Annotated in this window: 17 protein-coding genes and 1 pseudogene; 14 read left to right on the forward strand and 4 right to left on the reverse strand. The window is 48.0% G+C overall.

Features of this window, described 5'->3' with window-relative positions; translation table 11 throughout:
- Positions 1 to 30: 30 nt before the first annotated feature.
- The 8 genes from ACN0UN_RS00370 to ACN0UN_RS00405 are packed head-to-tail and all read left to right on the forward strand — an operon-like array spanning position 31 to position 6,075.
- The gene (locus ACN0UN_RS00370) at positions 31 to 468 is read left to right on the forward strand and encodes a nuclear transport factor 2 family protein (RefSeq protein WP_417658212.1); all 438 of its coding nucleotides are present in this window, start codon (positions 31 to 33) and stop codon (positions 466 to 468) included.
- Positions 465 to 1,181, forward strand: a complete 717-nt coding sequence (locus ACN0UN_RS00375; protein ID WP_417658213.1) for an SDR family NAD(P)-dependent oxidoreductase — start codon at positions 465 to 467, stop codon at positions 1,179 to 1,181. Before ACN0UN_RS00370 ends, ACN0UN_RS00375 begins: the two co-directional genes overlap by 4 nt.
- A gap of 22 nt (positions 1,182 to 1,203) precedes the next feature.
- Positions 1,204 to 2,484 (forward strand): NAD(P)/FAD-dependent oxidoreductase, encoded by a 1,281-nt coding sequence (locus ACN0UN_RS00380; RefSeq protein ID WP_417658214.1) that lies wholly within the window; start codon positions 1,204 to 1,206, stop codon positions 2,482 to 2,484.
- Entirely contained in the window at positions 2,474 to 3,217 is a 744-nt protein-coding gene (locus tag ACN0UN_RS00385; protein ID WP_417658215.1) for a DUF1365 domain-containing protein, read from the forward strand. Before ACN0UN_RS00380 ends, ACN0UN_RS00385 begins: the two co-directional genes overlap by 11 nt.
- Before the next feature lie 17 nt (positions 3,218 to 3,234).
- Positions 3,235 to 4,473 carry a class I SAM-dependent methyltransferase gene (locus ACN0UN_RS00390; protein WP_417658216.1) on the forward strand — a complete coding sequence of 413 codons (1,239 nt, stop codon included), beginning with the start codon at positions 3,235 to 3,237 and terminating at the stop codon, positions 4,471 to 4,473.
- Positions 4,464 to 5,021, forward strand: a complete 558-nt coding sequence (locus tag ACN0UN_RS00395) for a DUF2878 domain-containing protein (RefSeq protein ID WP_417658217.1) — start codon at positions 4,464 to 4,466, stop codon at positions 5,019 to 5,021. The genes ACN0UN_RS00390 and ACN0UN_RS00395 overlap by 10 nt, the downstream gene beginning before the upstream one ends.
- Positions 5,018 to 5,539, forward strand: a complete 522-nt coding sequence (locus ACN0UN_RS00400) for a chalcone isomerase family protein (RefSeq protein WP_417658218.1) — start codon at positions 5,018 to 5,020, stop codon at positions 5,537 to 5,539. The genes ACN0UN_RS00395 and ACN0UN_RS00400 overlap by 4 nt, the downstream gene beginning before the upstream one ends.
- Entirely contained in the window at positions 5,539 to 6,075 is a 537-nt protein-coding gene (locus ACN0UN_RS00405; protein ID WP_417658219.1) for a DUF3833 domain-containing protein, read from the forward strand. The genes ACN0UN_RS00400 and ACN0UN_RS00405 overlap by 1 nt, the downstream gene beginning before the upstream one ends.
- 77 nt (positions 6,076 to 6,152) lie before the next feature.
- On the opposite strand, the gene ACN0UN_RS00410 is transcribed toward ACN0UN_RS00405, so the two are convergent.
- Positions 6,153 to 6,560, reverse strand: coding sequence for a hypothetical protein (locus tag ACN0UN_RS00410; RefSeq protein WP_417658220.1), 408 nt, complete (start codon positions 6,558 to 6,560; stop codon positions 6,153 to 6,155).
- A 147-nt stretch (positions 6,561 to 6,707) separates the two neighbouring features.
- On the opposite strand from ACN0UN_RS00410, the gene ACN0UN_RS00415 reads away from it, so the two are divergent.
- Genes ACN0UN_RS00415 through ACN0UN_RS00430 form a run of 4 tightly spaced genes read left to right on the forward strand, consistent with a single transcriptional unit; the run spans position 6,708 to position 10,007 of the window.
- Positions 6,708 to 7,463 carry a Nif3-like dinuclear metal center hexameric protein gene (locus tag ACN0UN_RS00415; RefSeq protein WP_417658221.1) on the forward strand — a complete coding sequence of 252 codons (756 nt, stop codon included), beginning with the start codon at positions 6,708 to 6,710 and terminating at the stop codon, positions 7,461 to 7,463.
- Positions 7,464 to 7,469: 6 nt separating this feature from the next.
- A complete protein-coding gene (locus tag ACN0UN_RS00420) occupies positions 7,470 to 8,237 on the forward strand; it encodes a methyltransferase domain-containing protein (RefSeq protein WP_417658222.1) in 768 nt (255 codons plus the stop codon).
- Complete coding sequence (locus ACN0UN_RS00425; protein ID WP_417658223.1) at positions 8,230 to 9,108, forward strand: diacylglycerol/lipid kinase family protein; 879 nt, start codon at positions 8,230 to 8,232, stop codon at positions 9,106 to 9,108. Before ACN0UN_RS00420 ends, ACN0UN_RS00425 begins: the two co-directional genes overlap by 8 nt.
- 26 nt (positions 9,109 to 9,134) lie before the next feature.
- Positions 9,135 to 10,007 carry an NAD(P)-dependent oxidoreductase gene (locus ACN0UN_RS00430; protein ID WP_417658224.1) on the forward strand — a complete coding sequence of 291 codons (873 nt, stop codon included), beginning with the start codon at positions 9,135 to 9,137 and terminating at the stop codon, positions 10,005 to 10,007.
- A 72-nt stretch (positions 10,008 to 10,079) separates the two neighbouring features.
- Here ACN0UN_RS00430 and ACN0UN_RS00435 read toward each other — a convergent pair whose 3' ends face one another.
- Positions 10,080 to 11,435 carry a DUF1329 domain-containing protein gene (locus tag ACN0UN_RS00435; RefSeq protein ID WP_417658225.1) on the reverse strand — a complete coding sequence of 452 codons (1,356 nt, stop codon included), beginning with the start codon at positions 11,433 to 11,435 and terminating at the stop codon, positions 10,080 to 10,082.
- Between the two features lie 226 nt (positions 11,436 to 11,661).
- Here ACN0UN_RS00435 and ACN0UN_RS00440 point away from each other — a divergent pair, with 226 nt between their 5' ends.
- Together ACN0UN_RS00440 and ACN0UN_RS00445 are read left to right on the forward strand one after the other, a co-directional pair.
- Positions 11,662 to 12,834 (forward strand): WD40/YVTN/BNR-like repeat-containing protein, encoded by a 1,173-nt coding sequence (locus ACN0UN_RS00440; protein ID WP_417658226.1) that lies wholly within the window; start codon positions 11,662 to 11,664, stop codon positions 12,832 to 12,834.
- A gap of 3 nt (positions 12,835 to 12,837) precedes the next feature.
- Positions 12,838 to 15,171, forward strand: coding sequence for an efflux RND transporter permease subunit (locus ACN0UN_RS00445; RefSeq protein ID WP_417658227.1), 2,334 nt, complete (start codon positions 12,838 to 12,840; stop codon positions 15,169 to 15,171).
- Positions 15,172 to 15,177: 6 nt separating this feature from the next.
- Here ACN0UN_RS00445 and ACN0UN_RS00450 read toward each other — a convergent pair whose 3' ends face one another.
- Positions 15,178 to 16,800, reverse strand: coding sequence for a GMC family oxidoreductase (locus tag ACN0UN_RS00450; protein ID WP_417658228.1), 1,623 nt, complete (start codon positions 16,798 to 16,800; stop codon positions 15,178 to 15,180).
- Positions 16,801 to 16,830: 30 nt separating this feature from the next.
- Positions 16,831 to 17,401 (reverse strand): annotated as a pseudogene (locus ACN0UN_RS00455) (exodeoxyribonuclease I); the annotation flags it as partial.

Raw genomic sequence — 17,401 nt, forward strand, 5'->3', positions numbered from 1 at the left:
GAACAACCAATAGCAGCACAGGAGAACAGCATGACAAGTGTGGCAGATATTGTTGAGCAGCTTGAACGCCTCTATGACGATTTAAACGCCGAGAGTATTGATGCGTTAGATGCATTGTATTGTGATGACGTTAGCTTTGTTGACCCAATTCACCATGTGCACGGTCTGGATAATCTCAAAACATATTTTCGCAACACGATTAAGGGTGTTGAGTATTGCCACTTTGCCTTTGCTGATCGGGCCCGCCAGGGCGACGATGTTTTTGTGACTTGGCAAATGCGATTGAAACATCCCAAGCTAGCTGAGGGACGCGAAATTATTGTGCCGGGCACCAGTCATTTAAAACTGGAGAACGATAAAATTTTGTCACAAACCGATTATTACGATGCCGGCGCTATGCTCTATGAACACTTGCCATTTATTGGCTTCGTGATTAACAAAGTGAAAACGCGAGTAAAATCGTCATGAATATTTTAATTACTGGCGCGACATCAGGTATTGGTAAACAGGTTGCATTGGATTATGCCGCCGAAGGGCACACCGTTATCGCCTGCGGGCGAAACACCGATGTACTCGCCGAACTCGAACAGCGGTTTCCCGATAAGATTGCCGGCCAACGCCTTGATGTGACCGATGCCGACCAAACCATGCAAGCATTATCCAGCTATACCGACATTGACGTTGTGATCATGTCTGCGGGCGTTTGTGAGTACGTGGATATTGAGCGTTTTGAAGCGGCAATGTTTGAGCGGGTTTTTAACGTGAATGTATTTGGCATGATGCGCTGCATAGAAGCGTTATTGCCGAACTTAAAACGTGGGAGCCAGTTGGTGCTGGTAGGCAGTACCGCTAGACTGTTGCCGTTTACACGGGCCGAAGCCTATGGCGGTTCAAAAGCGGCAATGCAGTATATCGCGCGTTCGTTACAGGTTGATTTGCAACCGCGTGGCATTTGCGTGCAAACCGTGTCGCCAGGTTTTGTCGAAACGCCAATGACCGATGCCAACGATTTTGAAATGCCGATGCGGGTCAGTGTCGAATTTGCCTCTGATCGAATCCGTAAGGGAATTCGTAAAAAAACCACGGATATTACTTTTCCAACAACATTCGGTTTGTTTTTAAAGTTAATGTCGCGCCTGCCGCAGGCATGGCAAGTGGCGCTTTCCAAGCGCATGACGTAATTTCTAACGGAGTAGTTCTTGCATGAATATTGCCATAATCGGCTCAGGTATTTCGGGGTTAACATCTGCGTATTTGTTAAGTAAAGAGCATCAGGTTACTGTTTTTGAAAAGAACGACTATGTTGGCGGGCACACACGCACTGTAACGGTTAATGTGCATGGTAAGGACTATGCCATTGATACCGGTTTTATTGTATTTAACGACCGCACTTATCCTAATTTCCGCGCGCTGATGCGTGAGTTAGGGGTGGCCTGGCAAGATACTGAAATGAGTTTCAGTGTGCGTGACCCAAAAAGCGGCTTGGAATACAACGGCCACAATCTCAACACCTTATTTGCGCAACGTAAAAATCTGTTTTCACCAAAATTCTATCGGCTTATTAACGGCATTTTGCGTTTCAATAAGGCCGCTAAGCTCGCGTACGAAACTGAGGCTAACCTTGATGAGCTAACCTTAGGTGAATTCTTGCGTGAGCAAAACATTGCCGAAGAAGTGAGTGAGCTTTATATTCTGCCAATGGTCGCGGCGATTTGGAGTGCCAGCTTGCAAGAGGCTGAAGCATTCCCACTTGGGTTTTTCCTGCGCTTCTTCTCCAATCACGGTTTATTGAACGTGGCTGACCGCCCGCAATGGCACACCATTGTTGGTGGTTCAAGCGCATACATTGAGCCGTTAACGCAGAAATTTGCTGAACATATTCACTGCAATGCCAATATTGTAGCGGTCCATCGCCAATTAACTGACCGCGAGGGTGCGATAACACTTGAGTTTGCCGACGGTACGCTGCACGATTTTGATGAAGTTGTTTTTGCGTGCCACAGTGACGAGGCGCTGGCCTTGCTGGCGAACCCGACTGCAGAAGAGCGGGCAGTACTGGGCGCAATACCCTATCAAATGAACGAAGTGGTACTGCATACTGACGTGCGCTTATTGCCACGCGCCAAGTTGGCTTGGGCTAGTTGGAATTATTTACTGCATACCGATTCTGAAGCGCGCACACGACCAAGTTCGGTGAGCTATAATATGAACATTCTGCAACGTATCGAGGCGCCAGAAGTGTTCTGTGTCACGCTAAATAATACCACTGCTATTCGCCCTGAAAAGGTGCTTGGCACCTACCATTATGCGCATCCCGTTTACAGTGTTGCGTCAATGCAAGCGCGGGCGCAGCGTGAGCGTATCTGCGGGAACAATCATACTCATTTTACCGGCGCTTACTGGTACAACGGTTTCCATGAAGACGGCGTGCGCAGTGCTGTAGATGTCGCGAAACGCTTCGGAGTAAACTGGTATGTTGGCTAGCGCCATTTTGAGTGGTCGCGTGCATCATGCGCGTTATCGGCCCACAAAACATGCATTTGAGTACAGCATTACCCAATGGTGGTTCGCTTTGGACGAACTGGAGCAAGTGGCTAGCCAAAGTCGCTGGTTATCAGTGGATAAGTTTGCACCCCTGTGGTTTCGTCGCAAAGACTACATACGCGGCAGCGAAGGCGACCTTGCCGAAACGGTACGCCTTGAAATCGCAAAACGAATCGGCAAGCCTGTTCATGGCCGCGTATTCTTTTTAGGTGCCGTGCGCACTTTTGGATTGTATTTTAGCCCACTTAATTGCTATTTCGTGCAACCGGAAGGTAGTGACACATACAGCTACATGTTGGCCGAAGTTAGCAATACGCCCTGGAATGAGCGCCATTATTATGCGCTCGATTTAAATGAAGCTTTGGTTCATGACAAGGCGTTTCACGTATCGCCGTTTAACCCTTTAGATATGCGCTACCATTGGCAGCTTATCCCACCGCAACAAACCCCTAATCATCGCGCGATGATTCACTTAGACGTACACAAAGAAAAGCGCCATTTCAGTGCGACTGTGAAATTAACGCGGGTTGAATTGAACTCGAAATCGATTCGCAACGTATTATTAAGGTATCCGATAAATACGTTAAGCACTGTCAGTGCAATTTACTGGCAGGCTTTGCGATTGTGGTTAAAGCGCACCCCCGTGTACGCGCACCCCAAACCAGATGAGTGAAAATAAGGGTTAGCTTCATGTACAAAGAAGATGCATTAGCGGTTATGCAGAACGACTTAACAAGTGTAGACAAGGTATTACGAAAGATCGTGCTCGGGCTTTTAGGTAAGCTCACTGAAGGCTACTTGATTGTGAAAGAGCGCGGCGAGGTGGTCGGCAAATTTGGCTCCGATAAAAGCAACATCAAGGCTGAAATTGACATCCAGAAGCGCGATTTTTATCGTCGTTTTTTGTTCGGCGGCAGTATTGGTGCAGCTGAATTATTTATGGATGAAAGTTGGACAACGCCGAACCTGACCCATGTGATTCAAATTTTCGCGCGCAACCTGCCTGCACTTGATGCCGCTGAAGCTAAATTAAGCTGGCTACTATTACCGATTCAAAAATTTCAGCATTGGCGTCGCAATAACAGCAAACGCCAAGCGAAAGAAAATATCTCGGCCCACTATGACTTGGGTAACGACTTATATCGGGCGTTTCTAGACCCGTCATTGCAGTATTCGAGTGCAGTTTATCCGCGCGCTGATGCTGATTTAGCCGAGGCACAGCAGCATAAGCTTAAACGCCTGTGCGACAGCTTAGAGCTTAAACCGGAAGACCATTTGTTGGAAATTGGTACAGGTTGGGGCGGGTTAGCGGTTTTTGCGGCCAAGCATTATGGCTGCCACGTGACGACCACAACTATTTCAGAAGAGCAGTTTCGTTACACTGAGGCGCTTATTGCCCAGGAAAACTTGGGCGACAAAATTACTTTATTAAAGAACGACTATCGCGATTTAACTGGCACCTACGACAAGCTGGTTTCGGTTGAAATGATAGAAGCGGTTGGTCGCAAATACATGGCCACGTTTTTTAGCACCTGCAACCGTTTGTTGAAACCTGACGGAAAAATGGCTTTGCAAGCCATTACCATTGCTGATCAGCGCATGAAGAGCTACGCCAACTCAGTCGACTTTATTCAAAAGTACATCTTCCCAGGTGGCTTTTTGCCGTCAATAACCATGATGAGCGAAATGTTTACTAAACACACCAATATGGTGATTCGTCATGTCGATGATATTGGTTTTGATTACGCCAAGACCTTGGCTGATTGGCGGGTAAAGTTCAACAAGGCGCATCCGCAACTGATGCAACACGGTTATGACGAGCGTTTCGGGCGCATGTGGAACTATTACCTGTGTTATTGCGAAGGTGGTTTTCTTGAACGTGCCGTGTCAGCGGTTCAGTTAGTGGCGACGAAGCCGCAATGCCGTTAATGTCAGCTCGCGTTAAACGGTGGCTACCCAAACTCATCGGCTTATTTTTATTCGATTTAGTTTGGATAAGTGCCATAGCAGGGCGCTCTGAATGGCTGCTAGCGACCCTATTATTGGTTTGCCTTCAGGTAGCTTTGGCAATACGCAGTAGCGCCTTTAACTGGCGGTTGTACGCGGTGTTCGTGGTGTTGGGGCTAGCGCTCGAGGCTACGGTGGTAGGGGTCGGAATATTAACCTTTAACGGTGGCTTTTTACCGTGGTGGTTAATTTTGCTCTGGCTGGGTTTCGCCGGCATGCTCATGAACACGTTAAGTGATTTAGCTGGGCGTCCGGTTTGGGCAGCACTGCTTGGTATTGCTTCGGGTCCGCTAACCTATGCAATTGGAATACGCTTGGGGGCGGCAGAATTATTACGAGCGGAATGGCTGCTTTGGGTTGTCTATGCAGTGTTGTGGGCCGTTTATATGGTCGTTTTTGCTGTGCTGATGCAACGCTACGTTGTCGCACAGTCGCAGTCTGGAGTCGTACTCGGAAGGAGGGCACGATGAAAATTAAAGCCTTTTTGTTGGCACTAACCGTTGCGGTATTGAGCATACAGCCGGTTTACGCGAGCCAATGCAGTGTTGCTGCGTTCGATGAACTTAAGGTGGTGGGCGAAACTCGCTTAAAGGTTTGGTTTTGGGATGTCTACGATGCCGAACTTCGTACTGACACCGGCGCTTACCAAGACGCGGCGCAGCGCGCGTTGCAACTAAGCTACCTGCGTAACATTGATGCCGATGATCTTGTTGATACCACCGCGGAAGAATGGCAACGCTTAAAAATTGAAAACACTGAAGCACATCAGCAATGGTTGAATGAATTGCGTGATATGTGGCCTGATGTGCGCGAAGGCGACTGCATTACGGTGGTTGAAAATGATGCTGGTCATGCCGAATTTTATGGCCCTGAAGGCCGATTGGGAACCATTGAATCGGCACGGTTTACCGATGATTTCTTAGCCATTTGGTTGTCTGAGAACTCACGATTCAAAGATGAGCGTAATGCGCTCATAGGAGCACAATAATGAACCGCGTGATGGTATTAAAAACAGCATTTGTTGCTGCCATAGTAGCTTTGTTAGTTGGGTGTTCAGCCCAAATTGAAGATTACCAAGGCGAGCAACCCCAGTTAAAACTTGAAGAATTTTTTAATGGCGACTTGGTTGCTTACGGTATGGTGCAAGACTATAGCGGTAAAGTTATTCAACGTTTTCATGCGGATTTAAAAGGTACCTGGAACGGTAGCGAGGGTATTTTAGACGAGCAGTTTTATTACGCCGATGGTACCGAGCAGGAGCGCATCTGGTACATCACCAAAACCGGTGAGAACAGCTATGAAGGGCGCGCTAGTGATGTAGAAGGCGTGGCTGAAGGTACTACGGCTGGAAATGTTTTGAATTGGAGCTACACGCTGATCATTGAGCGCGATGGCGAGCCTTTTGCAGTTAACTTAGACGATTGGTTGTATTTGGTTGATTCCGACAACATGATTAATCGCACCCAGATGTATAAATACGGCCTGCCAGTGGGTGAGATAACCCTATATATTGGCAAGAAGTAACGGGTAACAGTAATAGAAAAAGGGAAATAAGCACGCTTATTTCCCTTTTTTGTAGGCCTTTTGACGGGCTTTAAAGCTTAATCATAGCCGCGTGGTAGACGCGATAACGTGCTATCTTGCTTTAAGCGCTGGCGCCACAATTCTTTTGCAGTAAGCCCGCCATTTGCACTCTTGCTAACTTTTGCTTTTGCAGCTTTTGCAGCAGGCTTTTTAGCAGGTGTTTTCTTGGCTGGTTCTGCAGCTTTCTTGGTTTCTTTTTTTGCTGCAGGCTTAGCTGCCGCTTTGGTTGCCTTGGCAGCTGGTTTCGCTGCTTTGCCACCAGCTAATGTCTCGGCTTCTTCAGCAAGTTGCGCTAGGCGTACATTTTTGCCGCCGTCGACGCTATACCAGCCGCCTTTCGCTTCAACTTTCGGTTTTTTGCCGTGAGCTTGCTGGTATGCTGCAGTAAAATCAGCAAGCACTTGGTCTTTATCAAGTTTGCTCATGGATATTATCCTATAGCTATTACGTTAGTGTGTGCCATTTTTATACCGTTTTTTGAGCATATTGTCTAATGTGTGAAACATTCGTCTGCAAAATATGCTAAAAACATCCGATATTCATCGAAATTCATAGGCTGAAACGAGGACATTGTGCAACGTTCAGAGCTACAACATTATCTCAGTGATTTATTACAAATAGACCATATTCGTGATTTTTGCCCGAATGGTTTGCAAATTGAAGGTCGCGAGCAGGTCAAAACCATTGTGACAGGTGTGACAGCCAGTCAGGCTTTGGTTGACCAAGCAATTGCGCTTAAAGCTGATGCGATTTTGGTTCACCATGGGTATTTTTGGAAAAACGAACCTGCCGTTATTACCGGTATGAAAAAACGCCGTATTCAAGCTTTGCTTAAAGCCGACATCAATCTGTTTGGCTACCACTTGCCGTTAGACGTACACCCGGAATTGGGGAACAACGCGCAATTGGCGAAGCTGTTTGGTTGGCCAAAGCCGCAAGCACTGTTGTCAGCTGAACCGGAAGGCGTTGTGATGGGGTGCACGCTGGCCTCGCCAATGAGCTCACGTGAACTGGGCGAACATCTTGAAAGTTGCTTACAACGCACGCTGACGGTACGCATTGATCGTGACACACCGATTCAAAAAGTCGCTTGGTGCACAGGCGGCGGGCAGGGCTATATAGATCAAGCCGCAGCCGCTGGTTTTGATGCTTTTATTAGCGGTGAAATTTCAGAGCAAACAACACACAGCGCGCAGGAGCAAGGGGTAGCGTATTTTGCCGCCGGCCATCATGCTACTGAACGGTACGGCATAAAAGCCCTGGGTGAGCATTTGGCGAACCGGTTTGATCTGCAGCATCATTTTATTGATATCGATAATCCGGCCTAATACATCATGTCGAGCGATCATAGCTTTGAGGGAATAACTGGAAAGTTTTCTCGTAATATTTATGCAACCAACAAAGGCAAATTGCGTTTGGCTGTTTTGCAACGCGATTTACAGCCATGGTTGGACGCTGCTCAGCATAAACCTTTGCGCGTGCTGGATGTGGGCGGAGGCATGGGGCAATTGTCACAGATGTTTGCGCGCGCGGGCTGTCACGTAACCCATACAGATATTTCTCCGGAAATTGTGGCGGAAGCAAAAGTTTTGCATGAACGCGAGGGGCTCGCAGCGCATTACCAGTATCATGTTGCGCCCTTGCAGCAATTGCCTGACTTGCTACAGCAACGTTTTGATGTGGTGTTGTGCCACGCCGTGTTGGAATGGCTTGCTGACCCTCAACAGGCGCTGGTTACGTTAAAGCAGTTAATGGCCCCGGCAGGGCAGTTGTCGCTGATGTTTTACAATCGCGATGCCAAAATATTGGCCAACATTATCTTCGGTAATTTTGATTACGTGCAAGCCGACTTAAAGGTTAAAAAGACGGTTCGAATGAGTCCGCAGCAACCGTTATCACCAGCAGACGTGGTGCAATGGTTGGCAAAGCTTGGTTTGCGAGTCACGCAAAAAACTGGCGTGCGCTGTTTTCACGACTATTTACGTAACCGTGAAGACCAGCAGCGTTTTGACGAGTTATTAGCGCTGGAGCTGCGTTATAACCAGCAGTCGCCATTTGTTGATATTGGCCGCTACCTGCACTGGCAGATTAAGCATGCCTGATAGCATTGTTATCTATTTTAATGCACTAAGTAACCGTGCGCGACGATTTGCACGGCGCTATGAAGCCTATTTTTTGAGCCAGGACGATGTAAATTCGGTGGTGGTGTTGCCTAGTTCAGCAAGTCGTCATCATGATCTTGAATCGCTGCGGCAAGCCTGCAAATCGGCCAATGAATGTGTGGTGATTGGGGGCGATGGCAGCGTCAATATTGCCGCAAACGTGGTGGTTAAAACACCGGTAAAATTAACGGTTATCCCCGTTGGTACCGGGAATGACTTTGCACGTGACCACGGGTTACGCACCTGGCGCTGGCGAATGCGAACGCCCATTACAACGTCTATCGAGTGTTTAGGCGTTGCCAACACCTGCTATTTTGTAAACCATGTTGGCACGGGCTTGAGTGTTGATTTAATGCATTTACAGCCAGCATGGCTAAAGCAAAGCGCTGGGCGCTTGAGCTATTCAATTGCATTGGTGCGTTATTTATTCGGTTCGTTTAATCACCGCACGCGGGTGCATCATGAGCAGCATTGGGACGACGGACAAATCGTGGCGTTAGGGCGTTATATTGGTGGCGGCATACCGATACATCCCAATGCGAATCGAAGCATAGGTTTACTCGCCCGCATTGGTATTCCCCAAATGCAGCGCTGGCAGCAACTCAAAGCATTATTGCGGGTTGTGCAAAACAAAGTTGAGCAAACACCAGCACTCGAATTTAGTACGGCCAAGCAGTTTTCTATAGGTGACAGCGAGCATCCGGTAGAGCTAGACGGCGATATTCATTTTCAGGGTCCAGTAAGCGTTTCGCTACTTACTGAGGCAATTTATGTGACGGTGCCTGCAGAACAGGGCACTGTTAGTGATTAGGTTTTGAACGAACTGGGAGTAGTAACATGAGTATGACATGCGCATTCATTGGTTTAGGCGTTATGGGCTATCCCATGGCAGGTCATTTGCAGCGCGGCGGTTTTACCACCACGGTGTATAACCGTACCCAAAGCAAAGCCCAAAACTGGGCCAGTGAATTCGCTGGCGAGTCTGCCGCTACGCCAGCTCAAGCTGCCAAGGACGCATCCCTTGTTATGTTATGCGTTGGCAATGATGACGACGTACGTAGTGTTGTTTATGGCGATGACGGTGTTTTGGCGACAATGCAAGCCGGCAGCATTTTGGTTGACCACACCACGGCATCGGCAGAGCTTGCAAAGGAAATTGCAGAAGCAGCCAAAGAACGCGGCATAGGTTTTCTTGACGCGCCGGTGTCAGGTGGCCAGCAGGGTGCAGAAAACGGCGTGCTGACTGCCATGATTGGCGGTGATCGTGACGCCTTAGAGCGCGCCGATGAAGCCTTAGCATGCTACGCCAAAACCCGTGAATATATGGGTCCAGCAGGGCATGGTCAGTTGGCTAAAATGGTCAATCAAATTTGTATTGCCGGAGTGGTACAAGGCTTGTCGGAAGGGCTGCAACTGGCACGTAAAGTTGGCTTGGACCCGGATACCTTGATTAATGCAATCAGTCAGGGTGCGGCTGGCTCATGGCAAATGAAAAATCGTTATAACACCATGTGGGCGCAACACTATGAGCATGGTTTTGCAGTTGATTGGATGCGTAAAGATTTGAAGATTGCTTTGAGCGAAGCGGAACGCCAGGGGTTAAGTATGCCAATGACGGCACTCGTGGATCAGTTTTATGCCGAGGTGCAGAAAATGGGTGGTTCGCGCTGGGACACATCCAGTTTGCTGGCACGTTTAGAACGTAAGTAATTTTTGCGCGTTAGAAAAGAAAAACCCAGCCGAAGCTGGGTTTTTTTTTATGTATTCGGTTTTCATTAACGCTTAGCGAATACCCATACGGCGAAGTGCGCCGGTAGAGAAGTCGCCACGCTCTGGCTCGATATCGAAGTTCATGTATTCACTTTCTTCGTTCGCCAGACCAAGCAGAATGTAACGACCAGAGTTCAGGTCATACAATGCTTCAGCAGCCATCCACGGGGTATCGTTATAGTAGAACTGAGTGTTGTAAGCTTCAGCTACACGCCATAACTCACCGCGACCGTCGTAATGGTCAATCACCGATGCTGTCCAGGTGTCTTCGTCAATGAACATGTGGCGCGTTGCATAGATATGACGCTCACCATCTTTCAAGGTGCCTTTCACTTCCCAAACGCGGTGCTTCTCATAACGCACGTAGTCTTGGTTCATGTGACCCGGGCCAATGATATCGTCATAGCTTAAGTCGGTATCCATCAACTTGTAGTTGTTGTATGGAATCAGCATTTCTTTTTTACCAACCAGTTCCCAGTTGTATTTATCTGGGGCGCCGTTAAACATGTCAAGGCCGTCAGAGGTACGTAACCCATCTGAAGCTGTACCCGGGCCGTCATACGCTACTGATGGTGCTTTACGAACACGACGTTGACCTGCGTTGTACAGCCAAGCGCGACGTGATTCTTTTACTTGGTCGATTGTTTCATGAACCAACAGTACGGTACCGGTTAAACGCGACGGTGCCAGTACTTCTTGTAAGAAGTAAAACAATACGTTGTCGTCAGCTGCTTCGCGACCAGTTTTCAGGTATTCAGGGAATACCAATGACTCGCGCAGAAGTACCGGAACGAAATCGCCGTTTTCAAGCACTGGGAATTGGTTAACCAAACGTTGCACTGCGCCACCACGATAACGGGTAACGTGGTTCCAAATAACTTCTAAACCATTTTTTGGCACAGGGAATGGAATGTGCTTATCAAAATTTGATAAACCATTACCGCCAGCAACCAGTTCAGCGTTAACTGCGTTTTTCGCAATCACATCATAAACTTCTTGTGGATAAGCCGCTGTGCGGTGGGTTGGATAGACATGCATTTTGTACTCAGGGTACTTTTCAAACATGGCCATCTGACCTGCTGAAAGCAGATCTTGATATTGTGAGACGTTTTCCGCAGTAATCGTGTAAAGCGGTTGTTCGTCAGCAAACGGGTCGGCAAGGCGCTCTGGCGCTTCGCCGTCTGCTTGCAAGCTATAGCCGCCGTCCCAAGCTGGAATACTACCGTCTTGGTTAGCTGCTTTTACTGCACCGACCGGAGTCAAGTCATTACCGAGGCGGGCAGCTTCTTCAGGGCTAACTTTAGCCATGACACTCACTGACACCACAGATAGCGCGAAAATACCGGCTTTCAGCATCATTTTATTCATTGTGCTTTTCCTTGTTGTTCTAGATACGCATTCTTTATACGCAATAAAGCTACATCAAATCTTAACAAATTTAAATGCCCAACTGATACTAGCGTTAGAACGAGGTTCGTTGTAAGGTAGCAGCTGGTTTGACCTCTAGTTATTTTTCCATAGCATGTATCGCGAATTGGAAATTTGCAACTATTTACCAAACAATTATAAGACTCAGAATTATCAAGAGGGTTCCATGATAAAAGCTACAGCGTATGCTGGGGCATTTGTTGGGGCGGCAATGCATGCATTATTGCCGGCCGCACAAGCCGATACTGTCACTGACTATGAAGTCATTTATGCACCAGCAATGCAGGCCACCAAAGCGCCTAAGACAGTGCTTACCGAAATTACCTACGCTGGCGATAGAACCATCGCAGTTGGCGATTATGGCGTAATTATTTACCGCGATAGCAATGACCAACCTTGGCAACAAGCCGAAGTTCCTACCAGTGTACTGTTCACCTCAGTCGATTTCGCTGACGCAAATCAAGGTTGGGCCGTGGGCCACCATGGTGTGATTGCGGCCACTACCGATGGCGGCAAAACCTGGCAGCGGCAACTTGATGGCTTTGAGTACATTCAATTACAAAAAACGCATTTCGAAAACTTGGTGGCAGAACTAACTGCACAGCAAGATGAGCTTGATGGTTCTGATGCTGACGCGGAAGAAGAATTATACGTTGCTTTGGATAATGCTACGTTTGCGCTCGAAATGGCATTACTTGCCGAAGAAGATGGCCCGACCAAACCATTCTTAGATGTGCGTGCATTATCTTCGCAAGTGATTTTAGCAGTAGGCGCCTATGGCTCGCTAATTCGTTCAACGGACGGTGGTGCCAGCTGGCACATTCTGGATAATTACGTTGAGAACCCAGATGGCTTTCATTTTAATGCCCTGGCTGCGGATAATGATTATGTGTATTTAGCTGGCGAAAGCGGTCAGGTATTTCGTAGCGCCGACCAAGGTACCACGTGGGAGACTTTGGATTCGCCGTATTACGGGTCGTTCTTTGGGCTTCATGTGGATGCGCAAGGCAACCTTTGGATTGTAGGTTTACGCGGTAATATTTTCATGAGCACTGACCACGGTGAAAGCTTCAGTCAGATCAAACTCGAAGACACTGTGAATATTAATGCCGTTGTTGATGCTGCGACTGGCGGCGTTTATTTAGTTGGTAACGCCGGTGTGATTGGCTGGGTAAACCAGCAAGGTGATATCGAAAATATGACACACGCGTCTGGTGCTGCACTAACGGACCTGATCACCAATAAAGATGGCAGTTTGACGGTAGTGGGGCAGCGTGGTGTGATAGAAATTCCGCAATTTAGCTCAATTCAACAAACTACAATAACAAAGGAACAATAGCCGATGTCTGAACAGTCTATTGAAACTAAAAGCGTATGGTTAGAGCGCGCGCTCTTCAACTTCCGCCCGTTGTGGTTTGTGATATTTGCTGTTGCAACCGCGTTTTTAGCTTGGCATGCAAGTATGGTTCGCCCAGAGGCGAGCTTTACCAAAATGATTCCAACCCAGCATGAATTTATTCAGAATTATTTTACCCATCAGGAAGACCTGGCCAGCTTAGGCAACGTGGTTCGAATTGCAGTTGAAACCACTGAAGGTGATATATTTACCGCTGAATTCCAAAAAACACTGCAAGAAATTACGGATGAAGTGTTTTTTATTCCAGGTGTTAACCGCAGTGGGCTAAAAAGTGTATGGACGCCCAATGTCCGCTGGAGTGAAGTAACCGAAGAGGGTTTCGTGGGCGGGCCTGTTATTCCAGACAACTGGGATGCCTCAGAAGAGTCACTGGATAAGCTGCGCACCAACGTGCTGCGCTCAGGTGAAGTGGGGAATTTAGTCGCCAACAACTTTAAGTCAGCGCTAATTTTCGTACCGCTGAATGAAATTAATCCAGATACAGGCGAAGCACTAAATTATCAGGAGTTTTCGCAAAAGTTAGAAGAGAACATTCGGGATAAATACCAAACTGAAAACGTTAAAATTCATATCACCGGTTTTGCCAAAGTTATTGGTGATTTAATTGAAGGTGCGTATCAAGTTGGCTTGTTCTTCTTTATCGCGATAGTTATTACCTTACTGATGCTTTATTGGTACAGCCGCTGCTGGCGCAGTGCGTTTGCGGTGTTGTCGTGTTCAATCATCGCTGTGGTATGGCAGTTAGGAATTATTAAGCTGATTGGCTCGGGTATTAATCCGTACTCAATGCTGGTGCCATTCTTAGTGTTCGCTATTGGGGTTAGTCACGGGGTACAGATCATCAATGCGATCAGTAACAACCGTGTTGATGGTCATGACAAATTTGCAGCCACTCGGTTGGCTTTCCGTTCGCTATATATTGCGGGTTTAACGGCCTTAATCTCTGATGCCATTGGTTTCACCACCTTGATGGTTATTGATATTGAGGTGATACAAGAGCTCGCAATTGCGGCGAGTATTGGTGTTGCGGTGGTGGTGCTGACCAACTTAGGTTTGCTGCCCATTATCATGTCGTATGTTGGCATTTCGCCAAAAGGAACGGAATACACCCGTAAAGCACGCGAACAAAATCATCCTGTGCTAACCACCTTCAGCCGCTTTTCGCAGCCTAAATGGGCGTACAGTGCGCTTATATTGGCATTGGTTGGGGTTACCTGGGGGCTTGTGTATAGCCAGCAATTAAAAATTGGTGATTTAGACGCCGGGGCACCGGAGTTGCGCCCAGATAGCCGTTATAATCTGGATAATAAGTTTATTGTTGATAACTACAGCTCCAGTACCGACATTTTTGTGGTGATGGCTGAAACGGCGCCGAGCCAATGCATTGCGTACGACAACCTTGAAGTTATGGACCGTTTTACCTGGCACATGGAAAACACACCGGGTGTGCAAGACGTAAAATCAGTGGTTTACGTGGCTAAAATGGGCTCGTTTGGTTTGAATGAGGGTAACCTTAAATGGTTTAGCCTTAATCGTAACCAGTATGTGCTGAACGCCAACACAGGGCGCACGCCGCCAGGATTAATTAATCCCGACTGTTCTATGGTGCCGATTATCATTTACTTGAATGACCATAAAGCAGAAACGCTGCAAACAGTGGTTGCATCGGTCAATGCCTTTAATCAGCAATATCAGCAAGAAGGTTTAGAGCTGTTGATGGCAGCGGGTAACTCAGGTATTGAAGCGGCCACAAACTCGGTGATTGAAGCCGCTCAAACCAAAATGCTGTTGTGGGTATATGGCGTGGTTATTGTGTTGTGCTTGATTACCTTCCGCAGCATTCGCACCGTAACCTGCATTATTTTACCGTTAATGCTAACCACCATAATGAGCCAAGGCCTAATGGCAGTGCTCGGTATTGGTGTGAAAGTAGCGACGTTGCCTGTTATTGCGCTTGGTGTGGGGATTGGTGTCGACTATGGTATCTATATTTACACCAAAATTCGTGAGGGCTTGGCGCAGGGCATGCATTTGAATGACAGCTACAAGTATGCGCTTGATAGCACCGGTAAAGCGGTTGGTTTCACGGGCTTAACGTTAGCGATTGGTGTTGCAACTTGGATTTTCTCACCGATTAAATTCCAAGCGGATATGGGCATTCTGCTTACCTTCATGTTCTTATGGAACATGCTGGGTGCGTTGATTCTCATTCCAGCCTTGGCGCGCTTCTTCGCGCGCTTCGGTAAGCCTATCCACTAAGTACTTTTAGTTCGATATGTCGGCGTCGGCTAGAATATAGTCGGCGCCAATATCGGCAATTACCATGGTGGGGGCGTTCGTATTTCCACTCAAAACCGTCGGCATGATTGACGCATCGATAACGCGCAAACTACTGACCCCATTGACGCGAAGCTTGGCATCAACCACAGCGTGCGCGTCATTACCCATACGGCACGTGCTGGTGGGGTGATAAATCAAACCAATATTGCTTTCAATTCGCTCCAAAAGCGCTTTGTCGGAGTGCGTGGGGCCTGGCCATACTTCGCCGCCATTGTGCTGTTTAAGTGGCGCTTGCTGCATTATTTTTCTAACTTGATGAACACCTGAAAGCAGGGCTGCACGGTCCTGTTCATTATTTAAAAAGTTATAACGAAAAATCGGCGGTTCAGCGGGATTGTCGCTGGCTAATAGTAACTCGCCTCGGGCCTTTGGCCTTAATACACATACGTGACAGGCAAAACCGTGACGAAAAGCTGGGCGCAAGTCCCAACCGCTGTCATTAAACCGCGTGGAAACAAAATGCAGCTGTAGATCTGGATCTGCCAGCTCGGGGCTGCTTTTTAGAAACCCACCCACTTCAGCGGGCGAAACCGCAAGCGGGCCGGTACGCTTGGTGCGATACTGCCACCAGGCTGCAGCCATTTTGAGCAGTCCAAGTGGGGTTAGGCTAATGCCGTCTTTGCGCTGATTGCGATAATGCACCATCACATCAACATGATCTTGCAGGTTCTTGCCAACGTCAGGGCTGTTCGCTATCACTTGAATATTATGCTGTTGCAAATGCTCGGCAGGGCCGATACCCGACAGCATCAACAGTTGCGGTGAGTTGATTGCGCCGCCACTAATAATTACTTCACGTTCCGCTCGCGCCACGTATGCCTTGCCGTTTTGGCGAAACTGGATGCCGGTTGCTGTGTTGCCTTCAAAGGTGATGCGTTCAACCAGGCTATTGGTAAACACCGTTAAATTTGGGCGCGCGCGTGCTGGATCAAGAAATGCTTTGCGCGCACTCCAGCGGGCATTGTTGTATATCGTGAACTGAAACGCGCCCACACCATACAGTGTGGCCCCATTGAAGTCAGGGTTATGTGGAATACCCGCTGCCACACCGGCTTCAATAAACTTTTTGGCGGCGGTGAAATAGGTTGGCACATCGCTGACATGCAGAGGGCCTTTATCGCCATGAAAAGCGTTGGCACCCCGCTGATTGCATTCCAGCTTACGAAAGCGCTGCAGTACATTCGCCCAACCCCAGTCTGATGAACTATTTGCTGCCCAGTGCTCGTAGTCGCTGGGCACTCCGCGCGTATAAATCATGGCGTTAATCATACTGCTGCCGCCAAGCCCTTTGCCGCGCGGTGTATAAAGGCCTTTACCGTTGCGTAATGGTGGGGTGTCCTGACTGCGATAGAGCCAATTAAACGCGCGACTATGCATAAATCGAATGACGCCACCGGGCATGTCGCTAAAAGACGATTTACCGTCGCCACCGGCCTCAAATAGCGCCACTTTAAAGCGCCCGTTTTCAGTGAGTCGATTTGCTAACACACACCCGGCGGTACCGCCGCCAACAACAATGTAATCAAAATGCAGTGACGATGGGCTCATGGGCGTATCCCTTTGGTGTTCTGTTATAAACTACAAACTTTGTACGTAACGGTACAAGTCCTGCAATAACCGCATATTCTTGCTGGAATTTGCATGTTGTTGTGACAGTTGTTCAAGTATGTGCATAAATTGTTCAGCGTTTAATGCGCGGCCTGGCGGCTCCATCAGTCTATTCTGGCAGAACGTACGCCAGCGCTGCAGCTCACTGTCAGTAAGCGTTGCTGGGTAATTACGCGCGCGAAAACGGAACAGCATTTCAGGTAAACGTTTATCGACAAAATTAAGCTCTAGGCCGGCCAGTTGATTCGGTTCGGTAGCACGAATTATGGCCATGTTCGAACGATCTTGATCACTAAAAAAGTCCCCGCTATATAGCATAAGATCGGGGTCATTGGTCGGCTCAAATTCCCGACTGTGAATGGTTGCGGCAATTAAGCGCTCACGCAATTCTGGATTGGCGAGAAGCTGTTGCCGATGCTGTTCAATCACTTCAAAATTAATATTCCAGCGCGCTTGAGCATGCTCATCGATCACTTTCAGCGGGGCGACAAAAGGGCATTTGTTTAACGCAAAACTGCCGCCGCCGAAGTGTTCTATATCT

This window comes from Pseudidiomarina sp. (assembly GCF_048267825.1).
Taxonomy (GTDB): domain Bacteria; phylum Pseudomonadota; class Gammaproteobacteria; order Enterobacterales; family Alteromonadaceae; genus Pseudidiomarina.

Coding starts and splice junctions, on each gene's coding strand:
- ACN0UN_RS00370 (WP_417658212.1), top strand. CDS start 31: ATGACAAGTGTGGCAGATATTGTTGAGCAGCTTGAACGCCTCTATGAC.
- ACN0UN_RS00375 (WP_417658213.1), top strand. CDS start 465: ATGAATATTTTAATTACTGGCGCGACATCAGGTATTGGTAAACAGGTT.
- ACN0UN_RS00435 (WP_417658225.1), bottom strand. CDS start 11,435: ATGAATAAAATGATGCTGAAAGCCGGTATTTTCGCGCTATCTGTGGTG.
- ACN0UN_RS00430 (WP_417658224.1), top strand. CDS start 9,135: ATGAGTATGACATGCGCATTCATTGGTTTAGGCGTTATGGGCTATCCC.
- ACN0UN_RS00450 (WP_417658228.1), bottom strand. CDS start 16,800: ATGAGCCCATCGTCACTGCATTTTGATTACATTGTTGTTGGCGGCGGT.
- ACN0UN_RS00385 (WP_417658215.1), top strand. CDS start 2,474: ATGTTGGCTAGCGCCATTTTGAGTGGTCGCGTGCATCATGCGCGTTAT.
- ACN0UN_RS00420 (WP_417658222.1), top strand. CDS start 7,470: ATGTCGAGCGATCATAGCTTTGAGGGAATAACTGGAAAGTTTTCTCGT.
- ACN0UN_RS00410 (WP_417658220.1), bottom strand. CDS start 6,560: ATGAGCAAACTTGATAAAGACCAAGTGCTTGCTGATTTTACTGCAGCA.
- ACN0UN_RS00440 (WP_417658226.1), top strand. CDS start 11,662: ATGATAAAAGCTACAGCGTATGCTGGGGCATTTGTTGGGGCGGCAATG.
- ACN0UN_RS00425 (WP_417658223.1), top strand. CDS start 8,230: ATGCCTGATAGCATTGTTATCTATTTTAATGCACTAAGTAACCGTGCG.
- ACN0UN_RS00395 (WP_417658217.1), top strand. CDS start 4,464: ATGCCGTTAATGTCAGCTCGCGTTAAACGGTGGCTACCCAAACTCATC.
- ACN0UN_RS00400 (WP_417658218.1), top strand. CDS start 5,018: ATGAAAATTAAAGCCTTTTTGTTGGCACTAACCGTTGCGGTATTGAGC.
- ACN0UN_RS00380 (WP_417658214.1), top strand. CDS start 1,204: ATGAATATTGCCATAATCGGCTCAGGTATTTCGGGGTTAACATCTGCG.
- ACN0UN_RS00390 (WP_417658216.1), top strand. CDS start 3,235: ATGTACAAAGAAGATGCATTAGCGGTTATGCAGAACGACTTAACAAGT.
- ACN0UN_RS00445 (WP_417658227.1), top strand. CDS start 12,838: ATGTCTGAACAGTCTATTGAAACTAAAAGCGTATGGTTAGAGCGCGCG.
- ACN0UN_RS00405 (WP_417658219.1), top strand. CDS start 5,539: ATGAACCGCGTGATGGTATTAAAAACAGCATTTGTTGCTGCCATAGTA.